General features: G+C 33.1%; 20 protein-coding genes and 3 pseudogenes. 12 read left to right on the top strand and 11 right to left on the bottom strand.

What is annotated here, in order from left to right; genetic code table 11:
- Positions 1-3: 3 nt before the first annotated feature.
- Positions 4-810 (bottom strand): glycogen/starch synthase, encoded by an 807-nt coding sequence (locus tag P5P87_RS17770; RefSeq protein WP_095930313.1) that lies wholly within the window; start codon positions 808-810, stop codon positions 4-6.
- Positions 811-916: 106 nt separating this feature from the next.
- Here P5P87_RS17770 and panC point away from each other — a divergent pair, with 106 nt between their 5' ends.
- From panC to P5P87_RS17740, 6 genes are all read left to right on the top strand, one after another.
- Positions 917-1,765: a pantoate--beta-alanine ligase gene (gene panC / locus P5P87_RS17765; RefSeq protein WP_278020127.1), complete on the top strand. Its 849-nt coding sequence runs from the start codon at positions 917-919 to the stop codon at positions 1,763-1,765.
- Between the two features lie 14 nt (positions 1,766-1,779).
- On the top strand, positions 1,780-2,130 hold the full coding sequence (gene panD / locus P5P87_RS17760) for an aspartate 1-decarboxylase (protein ID WP_278020126.1): 351 nt from the start codon (positions 1,780-1,782) through the stop codon (positions 2,128-2,130).
- 204 nt (positions 2,131-2,334) lie between these two features.
- Positions 2,335-2,766 (top strand): alpha/beta hydrolase, encoded by a 432-nt coding sequence (locus tag P5P87_RS17755; protein ID WP_278020125.1) that lies wholly within the window; start codon positions 2,335-2,337, stop codon positions 2,764-2,766.
- Positions 2,767-2,852: 86 nt separating this feature from the next.
- Positions 2,853-3,500: a hypothetical protein gene (locus tag P5P87_RS17750; RefSeq protein ID WP_278020124.1), complete on the top strand. Its 648-nt coding sequence runs from the start codon at positions 2,853-2,855 to the stop codon at positions 3,498-3,500.
- Positions 3,487-4,848: a DNA repair protein RadA gene (radA, locus tag P5P87_RS17745; RefSeq protein ID WP_198855229.1), complete on the top strand. Its 1,362-nt coding sequence runs from the start codon at positions 3,487-3,489 to the stop codon at positions 4,846-4,848. Before P5P87_RS17750 ends, radA begins: the two co-directional genes overlap by 14 nt.
- A gap of 165 nt (positions 4,849-5,013) precedes the next feature.
- Positions 5,014-6,978, top strand: a complete 1,965-nt coding sequence (locus P5P87_RS17740; protein ID WP_278020123.1) for a transglycosylase domain-containing protein — start codon at positions 5,014-5,016, stop codon at positions 6,976-6,978.
- Between the two features lie 115 nt (positions 6,979-7,093).
- Here the strand turns inward: P5P87_RS17740 and P5P87_RS17735 are convergent, their stop codons facing one another.
- Both P5P87_RS17735 and P5P87_RS17730 read right to left on the bottom strand, forming a co-directional pair.
- Positions 7,094-7,840: a LytR/AlgR family response regulator transcription factor gene (locus tag P5P87_RS17735; protein ID WP_278022810.1), complete on the bottom strand. Its 747-nt coding sequence runs from the start codon at positions 7,838-7,840 to the stop codon at positions 7,094-7,096.
- Positions 7,840-9,657, bottom strand: coding sequence for a tetratricopeptide repeat-containing sensor histidine kinase (locus P5P87_RS17730; RefSeq protein ID WP_278020122.1), 1,818 nt, complete (start codon positions 9,655-9,657; stop codon positions 7,840-7,842). The genes P5P87_RS17735 and P5P87_RS17730 overlap by 1 nt, the downstream gene beginning before the upstream one ends.
- 215 nt (positions 9,658-9,872) lie before the next feature.
- On the opposite strand from P5P87_RS17730, the gene P5P87_RS17725 reads away from it, so the two are divergent.
- From P5P87_RS17725 to P5P87_RS17710, 4 genes and pseudogenes are all read left to right on the top strand, one after another.
- Positions 9,873-10,772 carry an SIMPL domain-containing protein gene (locus P5P87_RS17725; RefSeq protein WP_278020121.1) on the top strand — a complete coding sequence of 300 codons (900 nt, stop codon included), beginning with the start codon at positions 9,873-9,875 and terminating at the stop codon, positions 10,770-10,772.
- A gap of 107 nt (positions 10,773-10,879) precedes the next feature.
- On the top strand, positions 10,880-12,040 hold the full coding sequence (locus P5P87_RS17720; protein ID WP_278020120.1) for a vWA domain-containing protein: 1,161 nt from the start codon (positions 10,880-10,882) through the stop codon (positions 12,038-12,040).
- 196 nt (positions 12,041-12,236) lie between these two features.
- On the top strand, positions 12,237-12,671 hold the full coding sequence (locus P5P87_RS17715) for a murein L,D-transpeptidase catalytic domain-containing protein (RefSeq protein ID WP_340696574.1): 435 nt from the start codon (positions 12,237-12,239) through the stop codon (positions 12,669-12,671).
- 58 nt (positions 12,672-12,729) lie between these two features.
- Positions 12,730-14,362, top strand: a pseudogene (locus P5P87_RS17710) (DUF4139 domain-containing protein).
- A 68-nt stretch (positions 14,363-14,430) separates the two neighbouring features.
- Here P5P87_RS17710 and P5P87_RS17705 read toward each other — a convergent pair.
- From P5P87_RS17705 to P5P87_RS17695, 3 genes are all read right to left on the bottom strand, one after another.
- A complete protein-coding gene (locus P5P87_RS17705) occupies positions 14,431-15,468 on the bottom strand; it encodes an aldo/keto reductase (protein ID WP_278020119.1) in 1,038 nt (345 codons plus the stop codon).
- 260 nt (positions 15,469-15,728) lie between these two features.
- Positions 15,729-16,673: an OmpA/MotB family protein gene (locus P5P87_RS17700; protein WP_278020118.1), complete on the bottom strand. Its 945-nt coding sequence runs from the start codon at positions 16,671-16,673 to the stop codon at positions 15,729-15,731.
- Positions 16,674-16,797: 124 nt separating this feature from the next.
- The gene (locus P5P87_RS17695) at positions 16,798-17,559 is read right to left on the bottom strand and encodes an exodeoxyribonuclease III (RefSeq protein WP_278020117.1); all 762 of its coding nucleotides are present in this window, start codon (positions 17,557-17,559) and stop codon (positions 16,798-16,800) included.
- 118 nt (positions 17,560-17,677) lie between these two features.
- On the opposite strand from P5P87_RS17695, the pseudogene P5P87_RS17690 reads away from it, so the two are divergent.
- A pseudogene (locus P5P87_RS17690) lies at positions 17,678-19,481 on the top strand (GNAT family N-acyltransferase).
- Between the two features lie 61 nt (positions 19,482-19,542).
- Here P5P87_RS17690 and P5P87_RS17685 read toward each other — a convergent pair.
- The 5 genes from P5P87_RS17685 to P5P87_RS17665 form a co-directional block, all read right to left on the bottom strand.
- Positions 19,543-19,908 carry a DUF805 domain-containing protein gene (locus tag P5P87_RS17685; RefSeq protein ID WP_198855218.1) on the bottom strand — a complete coding sequence of 122 codons (366 nt, stop codon included), beginning with the start codon at positions 19,906-19,908 and terminating at the stop codon, positions 19,543-19,545.
- A gap of 198 nt (positions 19,909-20,106) precedes the next feature.
- Positions 20,107-20,379, bottom strand: a complete 273-nt coding sequence (locus P5P87_RS17680; RefSeq protein WP_198855217.1) for a TM2 domain-containing protein — start codon at positions 20,377-20,379, stop codon at positions 20,107-20,109.
- Positions 20,380-20,457: 78 nt separating this feature from the next.
- Positions 20,458-20,922: a DUF2752 domain-containing protein gene (locus tag P5P87_RS17675; protein WP_278020116.1), complete on the bottom strand. Its 465-nt coding sequence runs from the start codon at positions 20,920-20,922 to the stop codon at positions 20,458-20,460.
- The gene (locus tag P5P87_RS17670) at positions 20,897-21,274 is read right to left on the bottom strand and encodes a DUF4234 domain-containing protein (RefSeq protein WP_278020115.1); all 378 of its coding nucleotides are present in this window, start codon (positions 21,272-21,274) and stop codon (positions 20,897-20,899) included. The genes P5P87_RS17675 and P5P87_RS17670 overlap by 26 nt, the downstream gene beginning before the upstream one ends.
- Before the next feature lie 193 nt (positions 21,275-21,467).
- A complete protein-coding gene (locus P5P87_RS17665; protein ID WP_278020114.1) occupies positions 21,468-22,415 on the bottom strand; it encodes a 2-hydroxyacid dehydrogenase in 948 nt (315 codons plus the stop codon).
- Between the two features lie 207 nt (positions 22,416-22,622).
- Between P5P87_RS17665 and nhaA the strand changes: the two are divergent.
- A pseudogene (gene nhaA / locus P5P87_RS17660) lies at positions 22,623-23,757 on the top strand (Na+/H+ antiporter NhaA).
- The last annotated feature ends 152 nt before the right edge of the window (positions 23,758-23,909 follow it).

Here is a 23,909-nt window from a genome sequence, read left to right as displayed (position 1 = left end):
AATTTAAAGTCCAAATGTTCTGTAGAAATTTGTATAAGCGTCAGCAAATGCATCTTTCGTGGCGAAAGGTAAAAAAGGTTTTCCTGAAGATTCTATAAATTTTGTTAAACTTGGGGAAACATTTTCTGACGCAATGATTACGCCATCAGAATGTAAAATACTAGCTTTTAAAACGTTCTCATAATTTGGCACTTCTAAATCTGATACTGCTTCATGAGGAACACCATCAAATTTAACTTTATTTATCATTTCTAAGTCTAAGTTCTCATCAAACGATTGCCCGTAAACAGAAGTAATAATTTTCGTTTCAGAAAACAATGCTTCATGTTTATAATAATGCTTCATATATATAGGAAGCATTGCCGCAAGCCAGCCATGAACATGTATAATATCTGGAACCCAGTTTAATTTTTTTACGGTCTCAACGACACCTTTGGCAAAGAAAATTGCTCTTTCATCATTATCAGGGTATAAAGCACCTTCTTCATCTGTAAAAGTTGCTTTACGTTTGAAATATTCATCATTATCGATAAAATAAACCTGAATTCTTTCTTTTGGAATCGATGCTACTTTAATAATCAATGGCATATCTAAGTCATTCACTACCAAATTCATCCCTGAAAGTCTTATCACTTCATGCAATTGATGTCTTCTCTCATTTATATTCCCATATCTTGGCATGAAAATTCTTATCTGGCCGCCTTGGTCATTAATCATTTTCGGAACGTCATAAGACATTAAAGAAACCTCATTTTCAGCCAAGTAAGGCACGACTTCAGATGATACATATAATATCCTCTTATCTTTCATAATAGTATTTTACTTAATTTTGGTAATAAAAACGTCGCAAAATTACAAAATTTTATGCAGTTTATAACTAATATATTATGTTTGCATAAATTTTAATAATACCTCAATGCATATTTTCTACAGTAAAGCAGCGTTGATAGCCTATCTTAAAACTATCAAAACCGCAAATTCAACTATCGGATTTGTACCTACAATGGGCGCTTTACACCAAGGACATTTGGCTTTAATGCAACGTTCGCTGAAAGAAAACAACGACACCGTAGTAAGTATTTTTGTCAATCCAACTCAATTTAATAATTCCGAAGATTTAGCAAAATATCCTAGGACACTAGAAGAAGATGTTAAGAAAATGCGTACATTAAGCGATAAAATTATTTTATACGCTCCTTCGGTTGATGATATTTATGAAGGAAATACCGTTTCGCAGACTTTTGATTTTGATGGATTAGAAAACCAGATGGAAGGAAAATTCCGTCCAGGTCATTTTAATGGTGTCGGAACAATTGTAAAACGCCTTTTCGAAATCGTAACGCCAACCAATGCTTATTTTGGCGAAAAAGATTTTCAGCGACTTCAAATTGTTAAAAAATTAGTCGAAAAAACAGGATTGCCAGTAAATATTGTGGGCTGTCCCATTTTTAGAGAAGAAAATGAACTTGCTATGAGTTCGCGAAACGAACGTCTAACTTCTCAAGAAAGAAAAGACGCTTCTATTATTTACAAAGTTTTGACAGAGGCAAAAGAGATCTTCCAAAATCATAGTCCGCAAGAAACAATCGAATTTGTAGAAAATTCTTTCAAAGACAACAAGGAATTTGAACTGGAGTATTTTGTTATTGCTGACGAATCTACACTTTTATCTATCGATCAGAAAGAGAATGATAAAAAATATCGTGCATTTATAGCGGTATTTGTTAATTCTATAAGACTGATTGACACCATTTCATTAAATTAATCTAACTTTGCATCATGCAAATTCAAGTTATAAAATCAAAAATTCATCGAGTTAAAGTAACCGGAGCCGATTTAAATTATATTGGCAGTATTACTATTGATGAAACTCTACTAGAGGCTTCAAACATTATTGAAGGCGAAAAAGTATCTATTGTTAACATTAATAATGGCGAGCGTTTTGAAACTTACGCTATTAAAGGCGAAAAAAATTCAGGAGAAATTACTTTAAATGGTCCTGCGACTAGAAAAGTACAAAAAGATGATATCATCATTATTATTTCTTATGCTACACTGGATTTTGAAGAAGCAAAAACCTTCAAGCCTTGGATCATTTTCCCAAATGAAAACGACAATTCTTTAACCTAAGATTTTCTTTTTCTTACCGAATTCCCCTACTTTGTCAAAAGCCAATTTTGCACAAAAAATCCTTCTTTTGTCTTAATCGAAAAATGATTTTGGCGCTAAAATACTCTGCTTCAATTTTTAACCCACTTAGTAAAGAAGCAAATAAAATAGTATATTGCTACACTATTTTCAATACTTTTTTAATTCACTGAAATGCCACAAATCATGAAAAAAGTTTACCTACTATTTTTATTAATTTCGTTTTCATCGTTTGCCCAAAAAACGTTCGACAACATTAAATCGGAGAAACTCGGAGAAGAACGCAGAATTACAATTGGACTTCCTGCTTCTTACGAAACCAATAAAGACAAAAAATATCCGGTTCTATATTTATTGGATGGAGATTATTTATTTGATCCCTTTTCAGGAGCCGTTAGTTACGGAACTTATTGGGATGACATTCCAGAAATGATTATCATCGGAATTCATCAAAATAAAGATGGAGAGCGTTATGACGACTCAACAATTGATCAAAATGAAGGTCTTCCGTTTGAAAAAGGCGCAAAATTTTTCGAATTCATCGGAGCTGAGTTAGTGCCATATATTGAAAAAAATATCGCACCTCACCTTTTAGGCTTATTGCAGGTCACGATGTAACAGCAAGTTTTGCTAATTTTTATTTGTATAAAGAAATGCCGCTTTTTAATGCATACATCTGTTTAAGCCCTGAGCTTGCTCCAAAAATGGAAGTGCGCATTGCAGAGAAATTTGCCAAAGTAAAAAAACCAATTTTCTATTACCTTTCTGCTGGAGAAGGCGATATTAAAAAAATTAAAGAGCCAATAGATAAATTAAACAGTAATATTAAAATTGCTAATAATTCGTTAGTGAATTATAAATATGATGTATTTAAAGGCGCAACACATTATACAGAAGTATTGCATTCTATACCAAGTGCATTGTACCATATTTTTGAAGCTTATCGACCTATAAATTCTGCCGAATATAACGACAAAATTGCGGTTCTTCAAGAAGGTTACGCTGAATATTTAGAAAAAAAATACGCTGACATGTCTGAAGTTTTAGGAGTTCAGATTCCAGTTCGAATGAGCGATTTTAAAGTAGTGGAAAGTCTTATTTTAAAAAGAAATGCATACAGCGAACTAGGAAAAATGGCAGAAATAGGAAATGTAAATTACCCGAAAGCCATGTTAGGAGAATATGAGTTAGGATTAATGTATGAAAAACAAGGCGATCCTAAACATGCATCAAGAAAATACCAAAATGCTTCGCAAATGGAGCCAATTGGCGATTTGAACAAAGACTTGATGTATGAGAAAATTGACGAAATGAATACACTTGCCAAAAAAGTAAATAATGTCAAAAGTTAAAACTTCCTTTTTCTGCCAAAACTGCGGAACTCAATATGCCAAATGGCAAGGGCAGTGCAACGCATGCAAAGAATGGAATACGATTGCCGAAGAAATAATTCAGAAACAGGATAAGGTTGCTTGGAAAAGCGAACCTACTCCAACAAGCAAAGCGCCAAAACCTTTAAAAATTAACGAGATTGATTCTGCTCAAGAAGTTCGAATGGACACAACGGACAGCGAATTGAATCGTGTTTTAGGAGGCGGACTTGTTCCTGGATCTTTAACGCTTTTGGGTGGTGAACCCGGCATCGGAAAAAGTACACTTTTACTTCAAGTTTCTCTTAAATTACCTTATAAAACATTATATGTTTCTGGTGAAGAAAGTCAGAAACAAATAAAAATGCGTGCAGAAAGAATTACGCCAAACAGCGACAATTGTTATATTCTTACTGAAACTAAAACGCAAAATATCTTCAAACAAATTGAGACCATTCAGCCTGAAGTAGTCATAATTGACTCTATTCAGACTTTACACACAGATTATATCGAATCGACTGCCGGAAGTATTTCTCAGATTCGCGAAACCACAGCAGAATTAATCAAATTTGCTAAAGAAAGTAATATTCCAGTAATCTTGATTGGACATATTACCAAAGACGGAAACATCGCTGGTCCAAAAATTTTGGAACATATGGTAGATACCGTTTTGCAGTTTGAAGGTGATAGAAACCATATTTACCGAATTTTACGTTCGCTAAAAAACCGTTTTGGCTCAACATCAGAACTTGGAATTTACGAAATGCTCGGTAGCGGATTACGAGAAGTCAGCAATCCTTCTGAGATCCTGATTTCTCATAAAGACGAAGAATTATCTGGAACAGCAATTGCCACAACTCTTGAAGGCATGCGTCCGTTAATGATCGAAATACAATCTTTGGTTAGTACAGCTGTTTACGGAACACCTCAAAGAAGCACAACAGGCTATAATGCAAAAAGACTAAACATGATTTTGGCTGTTTTAGAAAAAAGAGCCGGATTTCGTTTAGGTGCAAAAGATGTTTTCTTGAATGTTACAGGAGGAATTTCTGTTGACGATCCTGCTATTGATTTAGCGGTTGTAGCGGCAATTTTATCGTCTAATGAAGATATTCCTGTTGGAAAAGGTTTCTGTTTTGCTGGCGAAGTCGGACTTTCTGGCGAAATTCGTCCTGTAAATCGTGTGGATCAGCGCATTCAAGAAGCTGAAAAATTAGGCTTCGATACTATCTTTGTTTCTAAATACAACAAAATTGCTTTAAAGAATACTGGAATTAAAATTGAACTTGTTGCAAAAATTGAAGATGTCGCAAGTATACTTTTTGGTTAATTTTTTCTTTTTGCCACGAATTACACAAATTAAACACGAATTTTATTTTAAATTTAAAATCTGAATTTATACATTTTACATTATCTAAAATTAATTCGCGTAATTCGTGACAAACAAAAAATACTACGTTTCAAAAATTTCTAAATTCTTTTGAAAACCAACTTTATGAATTTTCCAAAACAAAAAATATACAAAGCATTAAAAATACTTGCCGCAATATTGGTTTTACTTTGCGTTGGACTTTATTTTTTTCGCAACTCACTTTTAAATCAAGCAATTGCAAAAGTGACACACAAAATGGCTGTTCAGTACAACAGTAATTTTTCTGTAGAATCTGCTTCTTTTGATGGATTATCAACCATACATTTAACAAATGTTGTGCTAGCACCTATAAATGCAGACACACTTGTAAAAATAAAAAACGTAGAAACCAGCATCAGTTTAAGCAATTTATTGATTGGAGATGTACAGGTTGGAACTTTAAAAGTCGACAACGGTTATATCCAACTAGTAAAAAAAGGCAACAAACGAAATTTTGATGCTTTTCTAAAAAGAGATCGTGAAGAAACAGACTCAAACGAAAAACGTAAATACGCCGCTTTTGCTTACAGAATCATTTCTAAAGTGCTGAATTTGGTTCCAACCGATATGGATTTGAAAAACTTCAAATTCAAAATCAACGACAATGACAAACTAACTTCTATTGATGTAGACAAACTGGTTTTAAACAACAAACAATTAGAAACCAATCTTCACGTTCAAGCAAAAGATTTTGATCAGCGTTGGAATATTAAAGGTTTTGCCGATCCGAGAAATAAAAAGGCAGATATTCGCTTTTTCAACTTAGATACTGGTGCCATTCGTGTGCCTTATTTAGATCAACGCTACAATTTAAAAGCAAGTTTTGATTCTATTCGTCTAAATGTTCAAAACATTGACAAAAGTGGCGGCGAACTGCATATTGACGGTTTTACTTCTATCGCCAATCTTACAATCAATCACCCGAAAATTGCCAGCAAAGATGTGGTTATAAAAAATGCGCGTTTTGATTACCGCTTTTTATTGGGAGACAGTTTTATTTCGATTGACAGTACTTCGACTATGCAGTTGAATAAAATTAAAGTCCGTCCGTACATTTCTTACGATACAGAAAAAGACACAATTTATACTTTGAAAGTCGATATTCCGAAAATGAAAGCGCAAGATTTTATCGTTTCGCTTCCAGATGGTTTGTTCACGCATTTTCAAGGCATGCAGGCCACTGGAAACTTCGATTATAAACTGGATTTCAAATTCAATAAAAACAAACCAAATACGCTTGTTTTTGACAGCAAATTAAACAAAGAAGATTTGCGAATTACTAAATATGGCGAAGCAGATTTAAATAAATTAAATGGCGAATTTGTATATCGAGCGATTATTCAAAATGTATTGCAAAGACCAGTTTTAGTTGGAAATGCCAATCCTAATTATACTCCGCTAGACCAAATTTCTCCATATTTAAGAAAATGTGTTTTAACGACCGAAGACCCTTCTTTCTTCTCGCACCGCGGATTTATAAATGAAGCTTTCAAACAATCAATTCTTAAGAACATTCGAACTAAGAAATTCTCTCGCGGTGCCAGCACAATCAGCATGCAGTTAATTAAGAATGTCTTTTTAACTCGTGAAAAAACGCTTTCGCGAAAGCTTGAAGAAATTCTGCTAGTTTACATTTTAGAAAACAACCGAATTGTTAGTAAGGAAAGAATGCTAGAGGTTTATTTCAATATTATCGAATGGGGACCAAATGTGTACGGAATTGGCGAAGCGAGTCATTTCTATTTCCAAAAAAGTCCTTCGGCTTTAAATGTTGATGAATGTTTGTATTTAGCAACGATTATTCCGAAACCTAGAAAATTCATGTATCAGTTTAATGACCAAGGTAATCTGAAGGATTATGCTATTAAAAACCAAAATTTCCTGAAGAATTTGATGTTTAGAAGAGGGCTTTTAGTTCCAGAAGACACAATTGGTCTATTGCCTGTTTATATTTCTGGAAATGCACGTTCTTTAATAAAAATTAAAGTTCCAGATTCGACAGCAATCAAAACAGATTCTTTGGCTGTCGATGATGAATTTGATTTGTAAATAATACTTAACCGCAAAGTCCGCAAGGATTTACGCAGAGAACGCAAAGTTTTAGAAAACAATTCCTTTTGCGAGCCTTGCGTAAATCCTTGCGGACTTTGCGGTTAAAAAACAACTATTTAAAGTTCTTTAAAAACTCTTCTTTATAAGTTGGCGAAACTTCAATTTCAGTTCCGTCGTTCAATGTTACAATTCCGCCTTTATTATACGATTTCACGCAATTGAGATTGATAATATGCGATTTATGAACACGAATAAAAGGCAAAGGCAAAATCTCTGAAAAATGCTTCAGAAATCGGCAGACCATTTTTTTTGCTCCATTGTTTAAATACAAATCAGTAAAATTTCCGTTTCCGCGAAGACGCACGATATCTTCCATTTTTACGACTTCAAAACCTTCAAGCGTTGGAAGAATGACTTGTTGTTTTTCTGGTTTTTGTTCGTGGAAATTCTCAACAATAATTTTATTTCGATTGAAGATTTCATGATTCAAAATCTGATGATGCACTTTGTTTACCGCAATAATCAGTTCTTCAATGCTAATTGGTTTTAAAAGATAATAAGTCGCACTTTGATTTAAAGCACGAAGCGAATATTCAGAAAAAGCGGTTACAAAAATGGTTTCAAATTGTAGCTCTTTGCAGGCTTCTAAAACATCAAAAGCATTTCCGAAAGGCATTTCTACATCTAAAAAAACCAATTGCGGTTTAATTTCATGCAACAACGGAACGGCTTCTTTTATATTCTGCGCTTCGCCAACAACCTCAACTTGCGGACAATATTTGCTCAAATAATTTTTAAGCACTTCGCGCGCTGCCAATTCATCTTCGACAATTACGCTTTTTATTTTCTGCAAAGTCATCATATTTTATCAATTAATGGAAAAACAATTTGAACGATCGTGCCTGATTTTGGTTCTTCTTTTTCTGAAATAGTAAACGAAATATCCTTTTTGTATAATTCGTTCAAAAGGTCAATTCTTTCTTTAGTATTATTTAAACCTCGAGATTCGTAAATTTTCTGGTTGGTCGTTTTGAGTTCACGGCTTTTGGTTAAACCAATTCCGTTGTCGTCAATAATCACATTAATTTTTCCGTTTTTATACTCAAATCGAAGCGACAAAAAACCTTTCTTGTCCAAATAACGCAATCCGTGCCAAATGGCATTTTCTAAATGCGGTTGCATAATCATATTCGGAACAAAAACTCTTTCGGTATCTAGAGATTCATCAACCACAATTTCAAAGTCAAATTTATCCTGAAAACGCAGGTGTTCTAAATCGAGATATTTCTTTAATTGCTCTACTTCTTTGTCCAACGAAATAAAATCTTTATTAGAATTTTCCATCATATTTCGCATCAAATTTGAATAAGAAGTCAAGTATTTATTGGCTTCCAATTCTTTGTTTTCGGCAATAAACTGATTGACACTATTCAAACTATTAAAAATAAAATGCGGATTCATTTCACGGCGCAATGACTGTAAAGCGATTTCTTTGTTTTTGATTCTGATAGAATACAATGCTTTTACAATGAAGAAAAACAAAAGCAACAACAAACCAATTGAACCTAATAGGAAATAATTGAAAGAGTTTTTCTTCGAAATCAATTCGTCTTTTAAAACCTTTTCTTTTTCAAGCTGACGAATTTTATCTTCTGTAACCTGAAAAGTTTTAGCATCAATTAAAGTAGTATCGGATTTTATTAACTGCTCGAAATTATCAAAAAACTGTTCGTACAAAGCCATGCTTTCCTTGTCTTCGCCTTTTGTTTTATAATATTTAATTAAAGAAGACAAACTCTTTCTGGCTTCAGATGAATTTCCTTTTTGAAAAGATAAATTATAGGCTTCTTTTAAAGAAGAAATGGCTTTTTCTGGTTCTTTCTTTTCAAAATAAAGTGAAGCCAGCGATTGCAATTGTTTTATTTCTGTGGTAAAATCGTTGTTGGTTTTAGCATCAGCAAGCAATTTTTCGTTAATGGCAAGTGCTTTGTCAAACTGATTATCAGCAACGTAAACTTTTGCGATTTCGTTTTTAATTTTAACTTCTTCTGGTTTGTCTTTAGCGTATTTTAAAGCTTTTTTATAACTTTCAATTGCAACTGCTTTGTCATTTAACTGCAAAGAATTCTGTGCTTTCTGTACATATGCTTCACTTACTTCAGCGACTTTTTTGTCTTTTTTCAGCAATTCAATATTCGAATCAACATAATTGGTCTGACTTGCAGGATTAGATTGATTTCTGAGTCGGTTAGCATCATTTTGGTTTATTTTTTCTTCAGATGCATCTTTGGTTAGAGAACCTGCCGCTTCATAGTTCTTAATCGCAGAATCGAAGTTTTTTTGGTTTTCCTGAACTTTGGCCAAACTTCTGGTGACACGCGTTTTATCTTCGGTTAGTTTTAATTTGGTATAAGAATTTAAAGCTCTTTTAAAATACTCTTCTGCTTTTGCATTATCGCCTTTGCTTAAAAAATCATTAGCCAGCTTTTCATAGTTTTGAGCAATTTTCGATTCATCGTTTTCATCTAAAGATTTAGATAATTCTTCAGCGGTTTTACTTATTACGGCTTTACTCTTTTTTTCGCTTTTTTCAGGAAGTGACTGCGCAGTTATTTCTTGAGGAAATAAAAACGCTAAAAAAAGCAGACTAAAAACAATTAACACATGACGTTTCACAAACAAGTTATTTAGAAAGTGTAAAGTAACTTAATTTCAAATTCCTATCCTATAACATTCACCAAGTCAAAAGGCTTGTTGACCCATTCTCTCAAAAATACGTTTTTTCGATCAATACTTTTACCTCGTAATCTTAAAAACCATCATTATGAAAAAACTATTTTACTTCTCTTTTATCCTTTTTTCTCAGTTTATTATCGGACAAGTTTCTGGAAATGTCAATTATCAGAATCAATATCGTCGCAAATACTACAATTGATATTGGTTTTCCGTCTAGCGAAGGTATTGTAGCAACTGTAAAAGGTCTTGCTAATGTTAAAGCAGATACTTATACGGCAATTTTCAGCACTACTCAAACGGGCAAAACAACCAAAGAAGTCAATGATTTGCTTGACCAGAGAATTGAACGTTCGCTTAACGAAATCAAACTTAAAAAAGGCGTTGAGATTTTTGTGGATATGATTTCTTTTGTTCCTGTTTATGAATATGAAGTCGAGAAAAAGATTTTCAGCCGTAAAACGTACAATGAAGTTCCTGTGGGATTTGAGTTAAAGAAAAACATCCACATAAAATTTTCCGATCCAAATCAGTTGAACGATTTTATTTCGATTTTATCAAATCATGAAATATACGATTTGGTTCGAGTTGATTATTTCTCCAATTCATTAGAAACCATCAAAAAGGAAATGATGAACAAAGCCAAACTGCTGATTCAGGAAAAAATCAAGAACTATGAACTTCTTCTTGGAGAGACATTTACAAACGTTGAAAAAAGAATTACCGATGGTTTTGTTGTGAATTTACCAGTAGAAATGTACAAATCGTACGAAGCGTATAATAGTTCTTCTTTAAACTTAAAAAAATCGGCAGATGTTAATCAAGCCAATAAATCGACTACGCTTTATTACCAGCCTATTTTTGGTAAAGAATTCGATTTCATCATTAATTCTTCGGTTCTGGAACCTGTTATTCAAGTACAATATGAAGTAAAGATTTTTATTAACAGAGAAAAAGAAAAGAAGCAAGTTGCCAAAACAGACAAAGAATTTATTCTGATTACTCCAAATGGCGATTTAAAAAACCTGAATATCAATACTCCAAAACAAATACATTAATCTGGAAAGTTTCACCAAGTCAAAAGACTGTTTCACCATTTGTCCAAAAAGTGAGCTTTTTTAGTTTTTAAGTTTGATCTATAATCATTCAATTAAAAACTAAAATCATGAAATCAAATCTTTTTATAACAGCGCTTTTGGCTTCAGCAATATTTTTTGCAAGCTGTAATTCGTCTAATGCAAAACCAGTAAAAAACACAGAGATCGAAAAGCCAGATTCGGCTGAAACGACCAAAATTCAAGTCGCTCTTTTATTGGACACTTCTAACAGTATGGACGGATTAATCGATCAGGCGAAATCAAGATTATGGAACATTGTAAACACTTTGACGACTTTAAAATACGAAGGAAAAACTCCAGACATCGAAATCTCTTTATACGAATATGGAAACGATGGTTTATCTGAAAGATCGAATTACATCAGACAAGTAACACCTTTATCGACAGATCTCGATTTGATTTCGGAGAAATTATTTGCTTTAAGAACTAATGGCGGAAGTGAATATTGCGGCGCTGTAATTCAAGATGCAACTAAGGGATTAAAATGGGCTTCTGACAAAAACAGCATGAAACTGATTTACATTGCAGGAAATGAAGGTTTTGATCAAGGAAGAATAAGTTATAAAGAAACAATTAGCGATGCTTTAAAAAATAATATTTATGTGAATACTATTTTCTGTGGAGACAAAACAGAAGGCATTAATTCATTTTGGAAAGACGGCGCAGATCGCGGAAAAGGAAAATATTTCAATATCGATTCAGACAAAGCGGTTCAATATATTGCAACACCATATGACGATGAAATCGCTAAATGTGATGAAAAAATCAATAAAACCTATATCAATTACGGAGCGAAAGGTGCCGATAAAAAAAGAAACCAGATAATGCAGGATCAGAATGCTAAAAAAGTTTCGGCTTCCAATTATACCGATCGTGCCGTAAGCAAATCAAAAGCCGTTTATAAAAATGATACTTGGGATTTGGTAGATAAAGTAAAAGATGATGCCGGAGCAATTTCGAAAATCAAAAAAGAAGAATTACCGATCGAACTGCAAAACAAAAGCACTGCAGAATTGCAAAAAATAGTGACCGAAAAAACAAAAGAAAGAGAAACAATTCAGAAAGAAATTAGTGTTTTAGCTAAAAAGCGTCAGCAATATATTGATACTGAAGCTAAAAAAACTAAATCTCAGGATGATCTTGGAAATACAATTAACTCTTCTATTCTAGCTTTCGCTAAAGTAAAAGGCTATACGGTTGAGAAATAAAAATCCAAATGAAAAAGAAAATCTTCTTTCTGCTGTTTACAGTGATTCCGTTGATTTGTTTGAGTTGTGAAAATAAAAAAGAGAAAACAAAAGACACAAGAACTAAAAAACCGATCTATTCTTATGAAAAGAAACTAAAAAATGAAATAACTGAAGTAAGGAGCTTCTTGGGAAATCTCCAAAATACAATTCAGATGTGGCATTATTTTTAGATATGAAGATAGAATCTGGAAGAAATCGGTTTTTTATTTATGATTTAAAAAACAACAAATTACTGGATAAAGGTTTGGTTGGACACGGTTCTGGTTCTGAAACAGGAATTCCTGGGGAACTAAAATTCAGCAATGTTAAAAATTCAAATTGCAGTTCGTTAGGCAAATACGCCATTGGCGGTTCGTATGTTGGAACATTTGGAAAAGCCTATAAATTGTATGGTTTAGACAAAACCAACAATAACGCTTTTGATCGAAATATAGTGCTTCATAAATACTCAGAAATTCCTTTTGATGAACAGCCTTACCCAATTTGCAATAGTTTGGGATGTCCAATGGTAAACGAAAAATTCTTCGGAGTTCTCGAAAAACTAATTGACAATTCTAAAAAGAAAATAATTCTAGTGATGTACTATTAAATCTATTTTTATTTAACAGTAATAATCATATATTTCCCATTAATTTAAATTTGACCTCATGAATAAAAAAGTAATTCTATTCATCATATTATTGATCAGCGCTTTCGCGAATGCACAAAAGCCAATTTTTACAACAGCAAAAGTAAAAGCCGCAACTGTATATTTTAATGTCTGCCGAAATTTCTCAGACTGCAAGTACCACTTTGCCTGCAGGAACAAGTGAAATTGTCATTAAAAATGTGGCTTCGTATTTAAATGAAAATTCAGTGCAAATTGGCGCTCCAGCAAATGTAACGGTATTGTCTGTTCAGTTTACCAATAATTATATTTCAGAATATGAAACAGATTCTAAATCGCCTTTAATCAAAAGAGTTAATGATAGTATTGTTTTGGTTCAAAAAGAACTTCAAAAAGTAGTCAATACGATTAATTCAGAAAACAAAACCATGCAGTTACTCGATCGAAACCAACAGATTTCGGGAGTAAATTCTGGATTGAACGTTGCTGAATTAATGAAAATGGTAGATTATTATAAAAACAAACAAATCGAAATTGCCAATAATATCAATACCTTAACCGATAAACAGAAAAAACTTGACGAGACACTTCAGAAACTGAACAATAAACTTGAGTTTGATACAAACAAAGAAGAACGAACTTCATCAGGCAAATTAATTGTTCAGGTAATGAACACTGCAGCAGGAATTGTTCCGTTAGAGATTTCGTATTTAACACAAAGCGCATCTTGGACACCATTTTATGATTTGCGTACCGAAAGTGTAAATGCACCAATCAATATGGTTTATAAAGCACAGGTTGTTCAGAATAGTGGCATCGACTGGAAAAAAGTAAAACTGACATTATCCAGCGGTTATCCAAACCAAAACAATCAAGCTCCAATATTAAGTTCTTGGTTTTTAAGAAACAATGCCAATTATGGTTACAATCAAAGAGCTGTTGCCAACCAATTGCAAAGTAGTGCTTACGGAGAAGTGAAAGATAAAGCAATTGAAGACGTCGTAGTATCTTCATTGCCAAAGATGAAAAAATCTTCGGTTTCTGATTTTACAACTGTTGCAGAAAACCAACTTAATATAGCTTTTGATATTGATATTCCGTACGATATTCTTTCTAATGGAAAAGTACATAGTGTTTCTCTAAAAGAAATTAAACTTCCAGCAACATATAAATATTACGCTGCTCCAAAAGTAGAAAACGAGGCTTTCCTACTTGCCGAAATTGCAGATTACAGCAAATACAATTTATTGCAAGGCGAAGCGAATATCATTTTTGAAGGGATGTATGTTGGAAAAACATTTATAGAACCAAGTCAAACCAGTGATACTTTGAATTTAAGTATGGGGCGCGACAAAAAAGTTTCTATAAAACGTGAAAAAGTAGCAGACAAATCGGGAACGAAGTTTTTGTCTTCTAGAAAAGAACAAACTTTTACCTACGACATTACCGTTCGAAATAATAAAAAAGAATTGGTTGAACTTTTATTAAAAGATCAATATCCGTTGACAACCAATAAGGAAATCGAGGTAGAATTATTACAAAGTGACAGCGCAAAAGTAAATTCTGAAACAGGAATCTTAACTTGGCAATTACAGCTGAAACCAAATGAAACCAAGAAGATCAGAATAAGTTATCGTGTAAAATATCCTAAAGATCAGGTTTTAAATTTATAATATCTCCTAAAAAATAAATCCCGATAGTTTCTCAGCTATCGGGATTTTATATTTATTTAATTTGCTAATTACGGTGCTGGATCAGGAAATATAGCCTGAACCGCGTCAATTTCTGCTAAGATTTGTTTAGAAAGCGTGACATCAATTGTATCGATGTTTTCTTTTAATTGTTCTAATGTCGTAGCTCCAATAATAGCACTTGTTAAGAATGGTTGTTGCAAAACGAATCCCATTGCCAATTGCGTTAGCGTTAAACCATGTTTTTTAGCGATTTCCAGATACAATTTTGTTGCTTCGGTACATTGGTCGCTATTGTAACGTTTGTATTGCGGAAAAAGATTAATTCTCGCTTTTGGATGACTTTCTCCAGTTAAGAATTTTCCAGTCAAGACGCCGAATGCTAAAGGCGAATATCCAAGCAAACCAACATTTTCATATTTTGAAACTTCTGCAGAATTCACTTCAAACAAACGATTCAATAAAGAATACGGATTTTGAACAGTTTTGATTCTTGGAAGATTGTTGTATTTGCTTTCTTCCAAAAGGCGCATCATTCCCCAAGCGTTTTCATTAGAAACTCCAATGTGTTTGATTTTACCTTCTTTAATTAATCCATCGAAAGTTTCTAAGATTTCTCTAAAGTTATCTTGCCAAACATCATCGTGCCCGTGAAAAGCACGCTGTCCAAAATTATTCGTTTTTCTTTCTGGCCAATGCATTTGATACAAATCGATATAATCTGTTTGCAGTCTTTTTAAACTATTTTCAACCGCGTATTTAATACTTGCTGGAGAAAAATCCAGTTTCTCACGCATATATCCAAAATTCGGATTCGGACCCGCAATTTTAGACGCTAAAACAACTTTATCTCTATTTCCCGATTTCTTAAACCAAGTTCCAATAATTTTTTCTGTGCTTCCGTAAGTCGCTTCACTCGCAGGAACCGAATACATTTCGGCTGTATCGAAGAAATTTACGCCTCTTTCAAGAGCATAATCCATTTGTTCATGTCCTTCTTCTTCTGTATTCTGCTGTCCAAAAGTCATTGTTCCAAGACAGATTTTACTAACTTTTATATCGGTGTTAGGTAATGTAGTGTATTTCATTCTTTTGAGATTCTAAGGTTCTAAGTGGCTAAGATTCTAAGTTTTCTTATTTTGAGTTATAAAGCCTCAAAGTTACGAAGTGATTGTGCAATGCGAAAGGAGACAAGAGTTAAAAAAAGAATAAGATTCTTTTTTAAGAGGCTAAGGTACTAAGGTTCTGAGATTCTAAGTTTTTTTCTAAATAAAAAAGGGCACAAAGTAAAACTTTGAACCCTTTTTTTTAAATCTTAGAAACTTAGTATCTTAGAACCTTAGCAACTTTAGTTAATGCTATTCAACATCTCCGCAATCTCATCTAATCTTGGAGTCAAGATGATTTCGATTCTTCGGTTTTTAGCTTTTCCTTCCGGAGTCGCATTGCTTGCCAGAGGAGAAAATTCACTTCTTCCTGCTGCTGTTAGTTTTTGTTTATTGATTTTTGGGTTTTCGCTTAAAATAGCAACAATTGCAGTTGCTCTTTTTGTAGATAAATCCCAGTTGTTTGCAATTGGTCCTGAACCTGCGTACGGATCGTCGTCTGTATGTCCTTCGATAAGAACAGAAAGATCTGGATTGTCACCTAAAACTTTTCCAAGTTCTACAACTGCTCTTCTACCTTCTGCACCAACAGCCCAGCTTCCAGAATTGAAAAGCAATTTGTTTTCCATAGAAACATATACTTTTCCGTTTTTATGTTCTACAGTCAAACCTTTACCTTCAAAACCAGTTAATGCTTTAGATAAAGTTTCTTTCAGTTTACGCATTGCTTCTTCTTTCGCGACAATCATATCTTCTAATTCTTTTAGACGATTTGCCGTTTTGTCTAAACGGGCTTGTTCTTCTGCAAGAGCTTTACCTTTTGCTTCTAATTGTGCTAACAATTCGCGGTTTTTAGCCAAGTTTTTCTCTAATGCATCGTTGCTGTTTTTCTCTAACGCATTATACGAATCTTGTAAAACTTTATATTTATTTTGAGCCGCCGCTAAATCTGCTTTTTGTTTTGCCAAATCATCATTAGCACTTGCTAAATCTTTAGTCAGTTTATCGCGATCGACTTCTAACTGATTCTTTGCTTTCTTTAAATTTTCATTTTCATCAGCAATAGAACGACTTTCTTTCTTCAAATCTGAGTATTTGGTTTCTAAATCATTGTAAATTTTCTTAGAAACACATGACGTTGTGGACAAAGCTAATGCTAGTAATCCGATGGAGGCTTTTTTAATCATCTTTAATTGATTTTATTTAGGCGTTTAATCTTTTAAACTTCGTAAAAAACCAATCCTAGAAATTTTGCAAATTCTAAGCATTGATTTTAAACCGAGATATTCTCAACAAGAACAATACCAAAAATTAGTCAATTTCGACTAAAATCGGACAATGATCTGAATGCATAGCGTCTGGTAGTATAACAGCTCTTTTTAGCCTGTTTTCTAAAACATTGCTAACTAAATTATAATCGATACGCCAGCCTTTATTATTTCCTCTCGCTCCTGCACGGTAACTCCACCATGAATAATGATGTGGTTCTTTGTTAAAATGACGGAAACTGTCGATAAAACCAGATTTCATAAAAGTATCTAACCAAGCGCGTTCTGCCGGAAGAAATCCAGAAACCGTTTTGTTACGAACCGGATCATGAATATCTATTGCTTCGTGACAGATATTATAATCTCCGCATATAATCAGATTCGGAATCGTAAGTTTCAATTCATTGATATAATTTTGAAAATCATCCATAAACATAAATTTATGGTCCAATCTTTCAATATTTGTCCCAGACGGAAGATACAAACTCATTACAGAAACATCGTCAAAATCTGCACGAAGATTTCTTCCTTCAAAATCCATATGATGAATTCCTGTTCCGTAAACAATATTATTTGGCTTTGTTTTCGAAAGAATAGCTACTCCGCTGTATCCTTTTTTGGTTGCAGGATAGTAATATTGAAACGGATAACCCGCGGCAGTAATATCGTCTACAGGAATTTGATCTTGTGTAGCTTTTATTTCCTGAAGACAGATAACATCAGGATTTGCTTGTTGCGACCACTCGATAAACCCTTTGTTTATTGTCGCTCTAATTCCGTTTACATTATAAGAAATAATTTTCATCAGTGATTTTTTTAGGATTTCAAATGTAATAAAAAAGTGCAAAGTTTATCTTGGAAACAATGAAAAGTAGACTTTTTTGTTATCTTTGTTCGCTGTTCTAATAATTTAAAAGTAGTACATGGGTTTAGTTACCGCGAAAGAAGTTGCAAAGGCAATAAATGTTGAAAAGTACGGGGTTCTCGGTACTTTTTCTGGCTGGATTCTTATGAAGGTTCTTAAGATCTCGACCCTTAATAAAATTTACGATCGTAATAAACATTTGACAGACCTTGACTTTTTTGAATGGAATTTTGGACGAAATGGAAATTAAGTTCGAAATCCCTGAAGAAGATTTAAAGCGTTTGCCAAAAGATGGTGCGTATATTACCATTTCAAATCATCCGCTTGGTGGAATTGATGGAATTTTGCTTTTGAAATTAATGCTTGAAAGAGAGCCAAATTTCAAAATCATTGCCAATTTTCTGTTACACAGAATTGTTCCAATGAAAAAATACATTATGCCAGTTAATCCTTTTGAAAATCATAAGGATGCAAAATCGAGCGTAATTGGTATTAAAGAAACATTACGCCATTTAAGCGACGGAAAGCCTTTGGGGATTTTTCCCGCTGGTGAAGTTTCGACTTATAAAGATGGCAAATTAGTAGTTGACAAACCTTGGGAAGAAGGCGCGCTGAAATTAATCAGAAAAGCAAAAGTTCCTGTTGTTCCAATTTACTTTCATGCTAAAAACAGTAAATTATTCTACTGGCTTTCTAAAATTGATGACACTTTGCGTACAGCAAAATTACCTTCTGAGCTATTAACTCAGAAAGATCGTGTAATTAAAGTTCGTATTGGAAAGCCAATTTCTGTAAGCGAGCAAAACGAAATCGAATCTTTCGAAGAATATTCAGAATTCTTGAGAAAGAAAACCTACATGCTTGCCAATCCTTTTGAAAAAGACACGAAACTGATTGACACAGCAAGTTTAAAAATACCAAAAGCGCCTAAAAAAATCGTTACTCCTGCAAACGAGTCAAAACTTATTGACGAAGTTCAAGCATTAAGAGATAGTGACAGCAGGTTTTTACAAAGTAAAAACTATGAGGTTTTCTTTGCAAGCGCAAAAGAAATTCCGAACATTTTACACGAAATAGGCCGTTTACGCGAAATTACTTTTCGTGAAGTTGGAGAAGGAACAAATGAATCTATTGATATAGATGAATACGATCAATATTATCACCATATGTTTTTATGGGATGATGAAACCAAAAAAATTGCTGGAGCATACCGTATGGGATTAGGTTCTGAAATCTATCCAAAATACGGAATTGAAGGTTTTTACTTGACTGATCTTTTCAGATTTGAACCAGAACTTCATGATATGATGCACAAATCGATCGAAATGGGACGTGCATTTATCGTAAAAGAATATCAGCAAAAACCAATGCCTTTGTTCTTATTATGGAAAGGTATTATTCACACCACTTTGCGTCATCCAGAACACAAATATTTGGTTGGAGGTGTAAGTATCAGTAATCAATTTTCAGATTTCTCTAAATCATTAATGATTGAGTTTATGAAATCAAATTATTACGATCCGTATATCGCACAATATATCCACCCTAAAAAAGCATATAAAGTCAAACTAAAAGATGCTGATAAAGATTTTATTTTTGACGAAGCAGAATCTGATTTAAATAAGTTTGACAAAATTATTGACGAATTGGAACCAGGAAATTTACGTTTGCCTGTTTTAATTAAAAAATATATCAAACAAAACGCAAGAGTAGTTGCTTTTAATGTTGACCCGTTATTTAATAATGCAATTGATGGTTTAATGTACATTAGAATTGCAGATATTCCTGAAAGCACCATGAAACCTGTAATTGAAGAGTTTCAGATTGAATTGGAAAAGAAACTATCTGAGAAAGAAGATTAATAAAAAAGAAAAGCCGTTTCAACTGAAACGGCTTTTCTTGTATCATTAAAATTAGAAAACCTTACTCTTTTCCAATTTCACTAATATCTTCTAATTGATTCTTAGGATCTGCACCATATTGGTTTGATCCTTTTTCACCTTCTATACAACATAAATATAAGTTATAAAATGGAATGAGGATATACCACCATTCTTTACCAACATCGTGCATTCTTCTAACCGCAACAGCAATTCCAGGCACTAAAACTGCTAAGCTATAAATATTCGCAATAATCACTAAACTTGGCGAAATTAATCCAGCAATAAAACCAAGAACAAAACTGATGATTAAGTTTACTAAAAAGAACATCCAATATTCTTGTCTTCTTGCTCTTCCATTAAAATTTGCGTAGTTTTCAAAAACCACCTTTTTGTACATTTCTAACATAATAAAATCTATTAATTTTCCCCTACTCTTTTGGATTTTCGGCTCCTCCATTATTTTTTCAATAAGGAGCAAGATTACCTACTATTGATTTAATTTTCAGTACATAAAAGCCAAAATTGTATTAAAAAAAGACATATTAAAACAAAAAAATCCCATTCATTTCTGAATGGGATCTTCGTTAATATATTCGTGCTTCTTTTAAAACCAGCCTCGCTGACCAATTTGATAAGTTTGATAAAATTCCTCATCACTCTTGGTTAGATATATAATACCTTCTATAATTCCGATTATGCCGCCAATTCCGAACATTAACCCTAAAATCAGCTGAATTATTCCTTCTCTTGTATAACCTAAATAAAATTTATGGATACCTAAATATCCTAGCAAAATAGCTAGAATTCCAGCCACTACTTTTTTATTTTCTTCTTGATAACGTGGATTATTCCAATCTTCTCTTTTTGTATTTTCCATAATCTTAATTTTTATTATTTCTTAAAATAGTACTCGAACAAAAAAACTGATTCGTGAATAAAACCAGTTTATACATTATTAAAACCAAATTGATTGATGCAGAATATCATCAAAAGAATTATTTTTTACAAAGAAAATTAGTCTTATAAAATGATAAACGCCTAAAAAAATAGCTAGTCCGTATGCCAGCCTTCTATTATACAAAAGCCCTGTGAAGTATTCTTTTTTGGTAATAAGCTCTAATGTAAGCACTAAAACAGTCACAATACAAAATGCAATGACAAAAGGACCTAAAACATGATAGCTGATTGATTTGTATAAATCTCCTTGATAAAAATAAACCAAAGATTTTGTGATCCCGCATCCTGGACAAGGAAACCCTGTCAGCATTTTAAAAGGGCAAAAAGACTGGTCTGTTTCTAAATGGTCATTATGATTATCAAGCATTAAAAAAAACGGAACTATCAGTGTAATTAATGCACCGATAATTCCGTAAATTTTACGTCTTGTTTGCGTATTAGTTATATAATCTGTTGATATCACCTTGAACGATCATTGCAGTAGCAATAGGAAAAAAGAATCCTAAAACAATTAGTAAAGTAGATTGATCTTTTTGAAGTTCACCAGTTTTCTCATATACTTTTGGTAATGCTTCTTTACCTGCTAAGTAATAGAAATAAATATTAACTGGCATACAACAACCTGCAAAAATTGCAATTGGTTGCGAGATAACTTCTTTTTTTGCTACAGCATTAAAAACTTCGGCTACTTTAATATTCCAATAAATCAAATACAATCCGCATGTTAAAAATCCAAAAAGCAACACCATAATTGGGTCTACTTTAAATACCGGGATTGGTTCTTCAAAATTATTCGATGTTTGTTGTAATTCCATCTTTTTCCTTATAAAATTCGTTAATTCCTACTCTTTGGATTTTCGGCTTCTCCAAACCCCTAAAAGAACTTATTTAGATTGATTCTTTTGAAATTCGGAAACAATATTATTAAAAATTAGCAAATAAAACTAATCTTGCCAAATAAAATTTACAGGAAAAAACTCGTTATTAAATTCTAAAGGCTGTAGGCTATTATTTGTTGTAAACCGCTTTAATTTTATCTACAATAACCTGAGCCAATCGTTCATGACTTTCAAATGTCCAACCCGCAATATGAGGCGTTAATAACACATTTTTTGCCTGCATAAGATACTGAAGTGCTTCTGGCGTGCTGTTATCTTGAAAAAGGGTTTCAAACGACAACTTTTCGTACTCTAAAACATCTAAACCTGCACCCAAAATCTTTTTCGATTTCATAGCCTCAACCAAATCTGCTGTAACAATGTTTTTACCACGTGAAGTATTTATAATCCAAAAAGGCTTTTTAAACGCATTTATAAAGCCACTATCAACCATTTTATTTGTTTCTGGTGTCCAAGGAAGGTGCAAACTTAAAACATCTGTTTTTTCGCGTAATTCTTCTAGAGAAACTTGTTTGGCATTTTCGTCTCCAACATTATCCAAAATATCATAACAAAGAACTTCTGTATCAAAACCTCTCAGTTTTTTAGCAAAAGCCTTACCCATGTTTCCGTAACCGATAATTCCCACTGTTTTCAAATCCAACTCGTGGCCACGATTGCTCTCTCTATTCCAATGTCCAGCTTTCACTTCAGCATCAGCTTGATTTAAATTATTGAATAAAGATAAAATCACGCCAAGCGAATGTTCTGCAACAGCGTTGCGATTTCCTTCTGGAGCGGCAATAAGATGAATTCCTTTTGCAGAAGCATACTCACAATCAATACTTTCTAGACCTGCGCCAACTCTCGCAATAAATTGCAACTTTGTTGCAGCATCTAAAAATGTCTTGTCAATCTTGAAACGGCTTCTAATTACTACGCCATTGTAATCATGAATTTTAGTTTCGATTTCTTCTTTTGAAGATTTAAAATCGGCGTGATTTTCGAAACCAGCTTCTTCCAATTGATTCCAAAGAATTGGATTATTGCTGTCGATATGAAGAATTTTTATGCTCATTTTTTACTGAATTTTATAAATACAAAAATACGGGAAATATAACCTCATAAAGTCGTAAGAGATAATTTAAAACCAAAAAAACCTGAAAAAACCTTATCTGTTCAAGGCTTCATGGCAAATACTTTTTTATTGCGCGGTTTTTTTTCTAACTTTGAAAGAATAAGGATTTTTCAAATCCATCATATAAATCTTCAGAAAATCTTCCCAATGAAATTAACCAAGACTTTTAAAGCCTTTTTTGAAAACGAAAAATCGGGAGGGATTATCTTGCTATTTGTCACGATTTTATCTCTTTATCTTGCCAACTCTTCTATTCAAGTTCCATATGTTGCTTTTTGGGAGAAAGAAATTTCGGGGCACTCTATAACGCATTGGATTAATGATGGATTAATGACAATCTTTTTTCTTTTGATCGGATTAGAACTGGAACGCGAAATTTATCATGGCGAATTATCCAACATTAAGAATGCTTCACTGCCAATTATGGCCGCTTTTGGCGGAATGCTTGTTCCTGCGACAATTTTTTTGGCATTAAACTATGGAACAACTACACAAAACGGAGCGAATTCCGATGGCAACCGATATTGCCTTTGCAATCGGGATTTTATCGCTTCTTGGCAATAAAGTTCCTACTTCATTAAAAGTTTTTTTAACTGCTTTGGCTGTAATTGACGATTTAGGAGCAATTATCGTGATTGCCATTTTTTACACAACATCAATCTCTTTTTTAAATCTTGGAATTGCTCTTGGAATTTGGGGGCTACTATTTGTTTTAAACCGAATGAAAATTCACAATCTAATTCCATATTTGATCGGTGGAGCAATAATGTGGTATTTTATGCTTAATTCTGGAGTTCACGCAACCATAACTGGTGTGATTTTAGCGTTTGTTATTCCGTTTGGAGATGGTGGCGAAAAAACATCTTCATATAGGCTACAGCACTTTTTACATAGGCCAGTTGCTTTTTTCATTTTGCCGTTGTTTGCAATTGCAAATACTGCTTTAACAATTTCAGACAATTGGCACGAAGGTCTTAGTCATGTTAATACTTACGGAATTATTTTGGGGCTTGTAGTTGGAAAACCTCTTGGAATTTTGCTTTTCTCTTCAGTAGGTGTAACTTCGGGTTTATGCATTTTACCGAAAAACTTGAAATGGGCACACATTTTAGGAGCAGGAATGTTAGGCGGAATTGGTTTTACTATGTCAATTTTCATAACAGTTTTAGCATTCAAAAACCCTGAAATTGTCGTTTTTTCTAAAATAGCCATTCTGATTGCTTCCTTCTTAGCAGGATTAATGGGATTCTTTTATTTAAAATATACATTAAACAGAAAGTAAATTTCGAATGTTTTAAATTCTAATTACTGAGTTTAACTGATGAAAAGAATTAGACAAATACTTGCAATATCAATATCTCTCATAATATTGCTTGTTGGTATTATTCTCTATCAAGTCATAACATATAAACCGCCGATTTCAGATTTTTACTG

The organism is Flavobacterium ginsengisoli, assembly GCF_029625315.1.
In the GTDB taxonomy this organism is placed as follows: Bacteria; Bacteroidota; Bacteroidia; order Flavobacteriales; family Flavobacteriaceae; genus Flavobacterium; species Flavobacterium ginsengisoli.
Note: the sequence above shows the minus strand (reverse complement) of the source record. Positions and strands in the feature narration are given on the sequence as shown.

Bases quoted from the DNA above. Each gene is read 5' to 3' on its own strand.
- P5P87_RS17770 (WP_095930313.1), bottom strand. From the start codon at position 810: ATGAAAGATAAGAGGATATTATATGTATCATCTGAAGTCGTGCCTTAC.
- panC (WP_278020127.1), top strand. From the start codon at position 917: ATGCATATTTTCTACAGTAAAGCAGCGTTGATAGCCTATCTTAAAACT.
- panD (WP_278020126.1), top strand. From the start codon at position 1,780: ATGCAAATTCAAGTTATAAAATCAAAAATTCATCGAGTTAAAGTAACC.
- P5P87_RS17755 (WP_278020125.1), top strand. From the start codon at position 2,335: ATGAAAAAAGTTTACCTACTATTTTTATTAATTTCGTTTTCATCGTTT.
- P5P87_RS17750 (WP_278020124.1), top strand. From the start codon at position 2,853: ATGGAAGTGCGCATTGCAGAGAAATTTGCCAAAGTAAAAAAACCAATT.
- radA (WP_198855229.1), top strand. From the start codon at position 3,487: ATGTCAAAAGTTAAAACTTCCTTTTTCTGCCAAAACTGCGGAACTCAA.
- P5P87_RS17740 (WP_278020123.1), top strand. From the start codon at position 5,014: ATGAATTTTCCAAAACAAAAAATATACAAAGCATTAAAAATACTTGCC.
- P5P87_RS17735 (WP_278022810.1), bottom strand. From the start codon at position 7,840: ATGACTTTGCAGAAAATAAAAAGCGTAATTGTCGAAGATGAATTGGCA.
- P5P87_RS17725 (WP_278020121.1), top strand. From the start codon at position 9,873: ATGTCAATTATCAGAATCAATATCGTCGCAAATACTACAATTGATATT.
- P5P87_RS17720 (WP_278020120.1), top strand. From the start codon at position 10,880: ATGAAATCAAATCTTTTTATAACAGCGCTTTTGGCTTCAGCAATATTT.
- P5P87_RS17705 (WP_278020119.1), bottom strand. From the start codon at position 15,468: ATGAAATACACTACATTACCTAACACCGATATAAAAGTTAGTAAAATC.
- P5P87_RS17700 (WP_278020118.1), bottom strand. From the start codon at position 16,673: ATGATTAAAAAAGCCTCCATCGGATTACTAGCATTAGCTTTGTCCACA.
- P5P87_RS17695 (WP_278020117.1), bottom strand. From the start codon at position 17,559: ATGAAAATTATTTCTTATAATGTAAACGGAATTAGAGCGACAATAAAC.
- P5P87_RS17685 (WP_198855218.1), bottom strand. From the start codon at position 19,908: ATGTTAGAAATGTACAAAAAGGTGGTTTTTGAAAACTACGCAAATTTT.
- P5P87_RS17680 (WP_198855217.1), bottom strand. From the start codon at position 20,379: ATGGAAAATACAAAAAGAGAAGATTGGAATAATCCACGTTATCAAGAA.
- P5P87_RS17670 (WP_278020115.1), bottom strand. From the start codon at position 21,274: ATGGAATTACAACAAACATCGAATAATTTTGAAGAACCAATCCCGGTA.
- P5P87_RS17665 (WP_278020114.1), bottom strand. From the start codon at position 22,415: ATGAGCATAAAAATTCTTCATATCGACAGCAATAATCCAATTCTTTGG.